Origin of the sequence: Psychromarinibacter halotolerans, from assembly GCF_029168315.1 — a bacterium.
GTDB classification, from domain to species: Bacteria; Pseudomonadota; Alphaproteobacteria; order Rhodobacterales; family Rhodobacteraceae; genus Psychromarinibacter; species Psychromarinibacter halotolerans.
On record NZ_JARGYD010000058.1, the window covers coordinates 1 to 359 of the forward strand.

Annotated in this window: 1 protein-coding gene; it reads right to left on the reverse strand. The window is 68.0% G+C overall.

The genetic code is table 11. From position 1 onward, the window contains the following. Positions 1-359 (reverse strand): electron transfer flavoprotein subunit alpha/FixB family protein (locus P1K30_RS24065; protein ID WP_275635246.1); only part of this gene is annotated, 359 nt, incomplete at both ends.

Below are 359 nucleotides of genomic sequence, written 5' to 3' on the forward strand. Positions count from 1 at the left end.
GCACCCACCGCAGCACCCAGCTTGTCCGCCAGCGCCTCGATGATCTTGAAGTCGTCTTCCGAACCGACGCCGCGGCCGCCCGACACGACGATGCCCGCCGAGGTCAGTTCGGGGCGGTCGCTTTCGGCCACCTTGTCCTCGACCCATTCCGACAGGCCGGGGTTCTCGGCGGCGCCCACGGTTTCGACCGGGGCCGCGCCCTGTTCGCCGGCGGCGTCGAAGGTCGAGGTGCGGATCGTGATCACCTTCTTGGCGTCCGACGATTTCACCGTCTGCACCGCGTTGCCCGCGTAGATCGGGCGTTCGAAGGTGTCGGCGTCCACGATGCCCGAGACGTCCGACAGGATCATCACGTCCAG